Raw genomic sequence first — 4,987 nt, 5'->3', positions numbered from 1 at the left:
GTTCCAGCGTCGTTTGTTTCGCTTCGCTTTCGCTTCGCTTCAACCGCGCATTTACCAATGTATCTAACTTCCCCAGGTTTGTCAACCCCTTTTGGCAAATTTTTTTGATCTTTTTTCTATCCCTTGCTACGTAAGCTTTTCGGACCTTAGTATTTTTTCTGGTCGGGTCTTTTTGTCTAGTAATTTTGTTCTAATTAGCTCTTGATGGTGGTGAGAGCGTTTTTGATCAAGAGCAAGATGAAGTATGAGGGGATTTGGCATCATCTCTGGATGACCACCTACTGTTCTGGCGTTGTCTGTTCCCTACTGCCAACTCCGGTGCGGTCTTAAGGGGTAATCTTAGATAGTTAACAACTCAGTTCCCTCTGATCAATAATAATTTCTAGTCAGCTTGCTCCCATCCCCGATTCTTTCCTTAGCTTTTTGCCTGCCGTTGTATCGATCTATTTTGAGCAAGAGAAGCTGAGAACCTTTGTGGGCAGGCTTTTGAACTGAGCTTGTGTCCGTCTGGGCCAGTTTTCCTAGCCATTGCCCCATAACTGATATATTTCCTGAAAAACTGGGCAATCTAGGCCTAGACAGCATCGTGATAAGGGGGGATAAGACCTTGGACTCCGCTAACGCGCAGAAAATTCTCGGCTATTTCATCGAAGAAGCAAAAGAACACCTGGAAACTTTGGAACAGGGGATTTTAGACTTAGGCAATCTCGTGAACAATACTGAACAGATGAACGAGATGTTTCGTGCCGCCCATTCCATCAAGGGGGGGGCGGCCATGTTAGGTTATAGCAGTATCCAAAAAACTGCTCACCGTCTTGAGGATGCTTTCAAAATACTGAAAGAAAATCCCATACAAGTGGATCAAAAATTAGAATCTTTGTTCCTCAAGGGTTATGATCTGCTTCAGATATTGATCGATAAGCTGCCCGGTCCATTAGGTTTGCAAGCCGAGGAAGCTAACGCTATCGTTAAAAAAGGTGAACCGACTTTTGCCGAATTACAAGCCCATCTTAACTATCTTCTCGACCAAAAAAAATCTACCCCAGCTATTGCGGCAACCTCTTCTATCTCCATCAGCGTCAGAGATATCCTCAAACAGATGTTACAACTGTTCAAACAGGAAGAAACCAGTGCTTCCCGTCAGCAATTACAAAAATTAATTTTATCTCTGTCTCAATTGGCTTCAGAACAGCAAAAGTGGCAATATTTAGTTAAAAATGCCCAATCAGCCCTGGCTAACCCCAAACATTCCTACCGCACTCTCGCCCCGGTTATTATTAAAGAATTAAAACAAGCTAGTGATTTATTGGAATGGGGTCGCGGGGAAGAAATCACCGTCAGTCAAGAATTGCAGTTATTAGCCACCGCCAAATTACCACAAATCCTGATCACCCTAGAACCGGAATTAGTAGCTAGTACCCTGCTGCAAATGTTTAATCGCCAACAGGTCTCGCAACTGGTACAGTTATTACAAATGAGACGTTGACATCTGCGCTGGTGTAAAAAGGTGGGGGATTCCCAGGAGAATAAACTTAATTGTTTTTAATTTTGGTGAGTTAGGAAGATATGTAATTAATTGTGCGCCCACCGAGGTGGCAATAATTCTAGAGGGTGAATTGGGATAGAGCCAAACCGGAAAAAGCTAAGATATGGCAAGATAAAAACTTAATGCTGACGGCTGACCAATATCAGATCTGATGCAGTATCTCTTTAGTCACCGGTCAAGCTGGGATTTACTGAGAGTAAGCAATCTGCTAGAGTTTTAACGTTCGTTAAATTTCTCGGGCAGAGAAAACAAACAAAACCATAATGGTGTTAATGGGTGTGTGGAAGTGCTTAAAAATCTCAATTTTTCGGGGCGATATTCCTCGCTGGCCCTGCTGCTGGCTATTTTCGGATTATTTCACGGGACGGTAATGGCCGAAGAAGAACCGCAAGAAACGGTTTTTCCCCGCGTCGAGCAGATAGTACAGTCTCCTCCTGCGACGGGAGAAACTACGCCACCCGTGGCAGCACCGCCGGAAACCCCGACGGAAACCCCAAGCCCTGCAGAAACTCCCACAACAGCCCCACCGGTGCCGGCGGAGGAGTCGCGAGTTTTGGTGGCCGAAGTGGTAGTACAGGGGGCCGATCGAGAATTAGAAAATCTAGTTTATAATACCATTCGCACCCGACCAGGACGAAGCACGACTCGATCGCAACTGCAAGAAGATATTAACGCCGTTTTTGCCACGGGCTTTTTTGCCGATGTGCGGGCAGTTCCCCAAGATACGCCTCTAGGGGTGCGAGTCACCTTTGAGGTGCAACCTAACCCCGTTTTTCAGGGCGTACAGATTCAAATTGCCCCGGAAACCCTGGACAAATCGATTTTACCTACCCGGGTGGTCGAGGAAATTTTCGCTAGTCAATACGGCAAAACCCTGAATTTGCGGGAATTACAGGCGGGGGTAAAAAAAATCAATGACTGGTACAGCAAAAACGGCTATGATCTGGCCCAGGTAATCGGTGCGCCGCAAGTCACTCCCGATGGTCGGGTGATTCTGGTCATTTCCGAAGGTTTAATCGAAAAAATTCAAGTACGCTACTTTAACGTTGAACAGGAACCGGTCAACGGTAAAACCAGAGAATTTATCATTACTAGGGAAATGCGCCTAAAAGCGGGGGATATTTTTAACCGCAATACGGCCCAACAGGATTTACAGCGTGTTTTCGGTCTCGGTTTATTCGAGGATGTGCGTCTGTCTTTTTCTCCCGGCAGCGACCCAAGGGAGGTGATTGTTAACGTCGATGTGGTGGAAGGTAATACTGGTTCCCTAGCCGCTGGTGGCGGTATTAGCTCGAATGCGGGCTTATTCGGCACTGTCAGCTATCAACAGCGCAATTTTGGCGGTAATAACCAAACTTTAGGGGCAGAAGTCCAGTTAGGGGAACGGGAATTTTTATTTGATCTGAGTTTTTCCGATCCTTGGATTGCCACGGATAACTTCCGCACTTCCTACACGGTCAACGTTTTCCGGCGACAGTCGATTTCTCTGGTTTATGATGGGGAAAATTCCTCAATTCGGACTCTTAACGATAATGATAGTCCCCGGATCGTCCGGACGGGTGGCGGTATTACTTTTGTCCGTCCTTTGGCCCCTGATGTGTTTACGAAACCAAAATGGGTGGTGTCCCTAGGCTTTAACTATCAACAGGTACAGGTGCAAAATGCCAATGGTGACATCTCCCCTCTGTCTGCACCTCTCAACGGTTTTGGCAGTCAACAACTGGCTTTTAGTTCCTCTGGGATCGATGATCTACTTTCTCTAAATATTGGCGCTATTCGAGATTTTCGCGATAATCCCCTGCAGCCCACCAGTGGTTCTTTCCTGCGTCTAGGTTTAGAACAAACTATTCCGGTCGGTTCTGGCAGTATTTTCGGCACTCGTGTTCGGGGTAGTTACAGTTACTTTATCCCCGTTCGCTTTATTAATTCCTTTAATCTCTTTGAAACCGATATTTTTAAAGGTCAGCAATCCCTCGCTTTTAATGTGCAAGCAGGGACAGTATTAGGCGATTTACCCCCCTACGATGCTTTTATCGTTGGGGGTAGTAACTCTGTACGGGGTTACGCCGAGGGAGAAGTGGGTAGCGGTCGCAGTTATTTCCAAGCGACGGCCGAATATCGTTTTCCCATAGTAGCAATTATTGGGGGGGCGTTATTTGTCGATTTCGGCACTACTATTGGTTCCCAAGGAGATGTCCCCGGTCAACCCGGGATTGTCCGGGGTTTACCCGGTACCGGTCTCGGTTACGGTTTAGGTGTTCGGGTACAATCTCCCGTCGGCCAAATTCGGGTTGACTACGGTTTTAATGTCGATGGTGGTTCTCGTCTCCATTTCGGTATCGGGGAACGATTCTAATCAGTTATTGGGGGTGGGGGATTAGGGAAATGGGGAAATAGGGAAATTCAACTAAAACCCCAACACCCTAAAACCCTAAAACCCAACCCCCAAAACCACTAATAAGCTTTTCACTTTATTACTTAATAATTATGGTTTCTACTATCGCTAAACAATTTGAATTATCGGGAATTGGCCTGCATTCGGGGGAGATAACCCAGGTGCGCGTCTGTGGGGCAAATCCGGGGGAAGGACGTTATTTTGTCCGCAGAGATTTAGCCAATCAACCGATTATTCCCGCTCTAGTTTCTTCGGTTTACCAAACGACTTTATCAACGGAATTGGGACAAGGAGAAGCCAAGGTTAGAACTGTTGAGCATTTATTAGCGGCCTTAACCGCTTTGGGGGTAGAAGATGCTCGCATTGAGGTGGATGGTGCGGAAATTCCCCTCCTCGATGGTTCGGCCAAAATCTGGGTAGAAGCGATCAAAAATGCTGGTTTAGATAACTCTTTTTCTCCATCAGATTTAACTATTTCTCAACCGATTTGGTTGTACGAAGGAGATGCTTTTGTGGCGGCGATTCCTTCCCCTGAATTACGTTTTACCTACGGGATCGATTTTACCTATAAACCGATCGGTAATCAATGGTATAGTTGGAGTCCTGATCAGGAAAGTTTTAGTCAAGCGATCGCAGCTGCCCGTACTTTCGGTTTTGCCGATCAAATTGAATATTTACAAAAGGCTGGTTTAATTAAAGGAGGCAGTTTAGAAAATGCTTTAGTCTGCGATCAAAATCAATGGTTAAATCCTCCTTTACGCTTTGAAAATGAGCCAGCAAGACATAAATTATTGGACTTAATTGGTGATTTGAGTTTACTGGGAACTATTCCCACCGCTCATTACATGGCTTTTAAAGCCAGTCATAAACTTCACGTTCAATTAGCTAAAGCAATTCAGGGTTAATTATACTTTAGACGTTCATAATCTGAGATTTATTAAACTTCTGAAATCGTAGAGTCAGCAAGGAATCCAGTTCTTTTTTATGTTTCAGATGGGCATCATTCAGACATTCATAAATAGCTGAAGAAAAGTCAGAAAAGTTCT

Annotated in this window: 3 protein-coding genes and 1 pseudogene; 3 read left to right on the top strand and 1 reads right to left on the bottom strand. The window is 45.3% G+C overall.

The window, feature by feature from the left end:
- The first annotated feature begins 607 nt into the window (after positions 1–607).
- The 3 genes from IM500_RS00250 (at position 608) to lpxC (ending at position 4,846) form a co-directional block, all read left to right on the top strand.
- Entirely contained in the window at positions 608–1,486 is an 879-nt protein-coding gene (locus IM500_RS00250) for an Hpt domain-containing protein (protein ID WP_190723109.1), read from the top strand.
- Between the two features lie 430 nt (positions 1,487–1,916).
- Entirely contained in the window at positions 1,917–3,902 is a 1,986-nt protein-coding gene (locus tag IM500_RS00245) for a BamA/TamA family outer membrane protein (protein ID WP_199328869.1), read from the top strand.
- 131 nt (positions 3,903–4,033) lie between these two features.
- A complete protein-coding gene (gene lpxC, locus IM500_RS00240) occupies positions 4,034–4,846 on the top strand; it encodes a UDP-3-O-acyl-N-acetylglucosamine deacetylase (RefSeq protein WP_190723111.1) in 813 nt (270 codons plus the stop codon).
- 7 nt (positions 4,847–4,853) lie between these two features.
- On the opposite strand, the pseudogene IM500_RS00235 reads toward lpxC, so the two are convergent.
- Positions 4,854–4,987 (bottom strand): annotated as a pseudogene (locus tag IM500_RS00235) (IS630 family transposase); the annotation flags it as partial.

Source organism: Microcystis sp. M179S2 (genome assembly GCF_020245805.1).
Classification (GTDB): Bacteria; Cyanobacteriota; Cyanobacteriia; order Cyanobacteriales; family Microcystaceae; genus Microcystis; species Microcystis aeruginosa.
Note: the sequence above shows the minus strand (reverse complement) of the source record. Positions and strands in the feature narration are given on the sequence as shown.

Bases quoted from the DNA above. Each gene is read 5' to 3' on its own strand.
- lpxC (WP_190723111.1), top strand. From the start codon at position 4,034: ATGGTTTCTACTATCGCTAAACAATTTGAATTATCGGGAATTGGCCTG.
- IM500_RS00245 (WP_199328869.1), top strand. From the start codon at position 1,917: ATGGCCGAAGAAGAACCGCAAGAAACGGTTTTTCCCCGCGTCGAGCAG.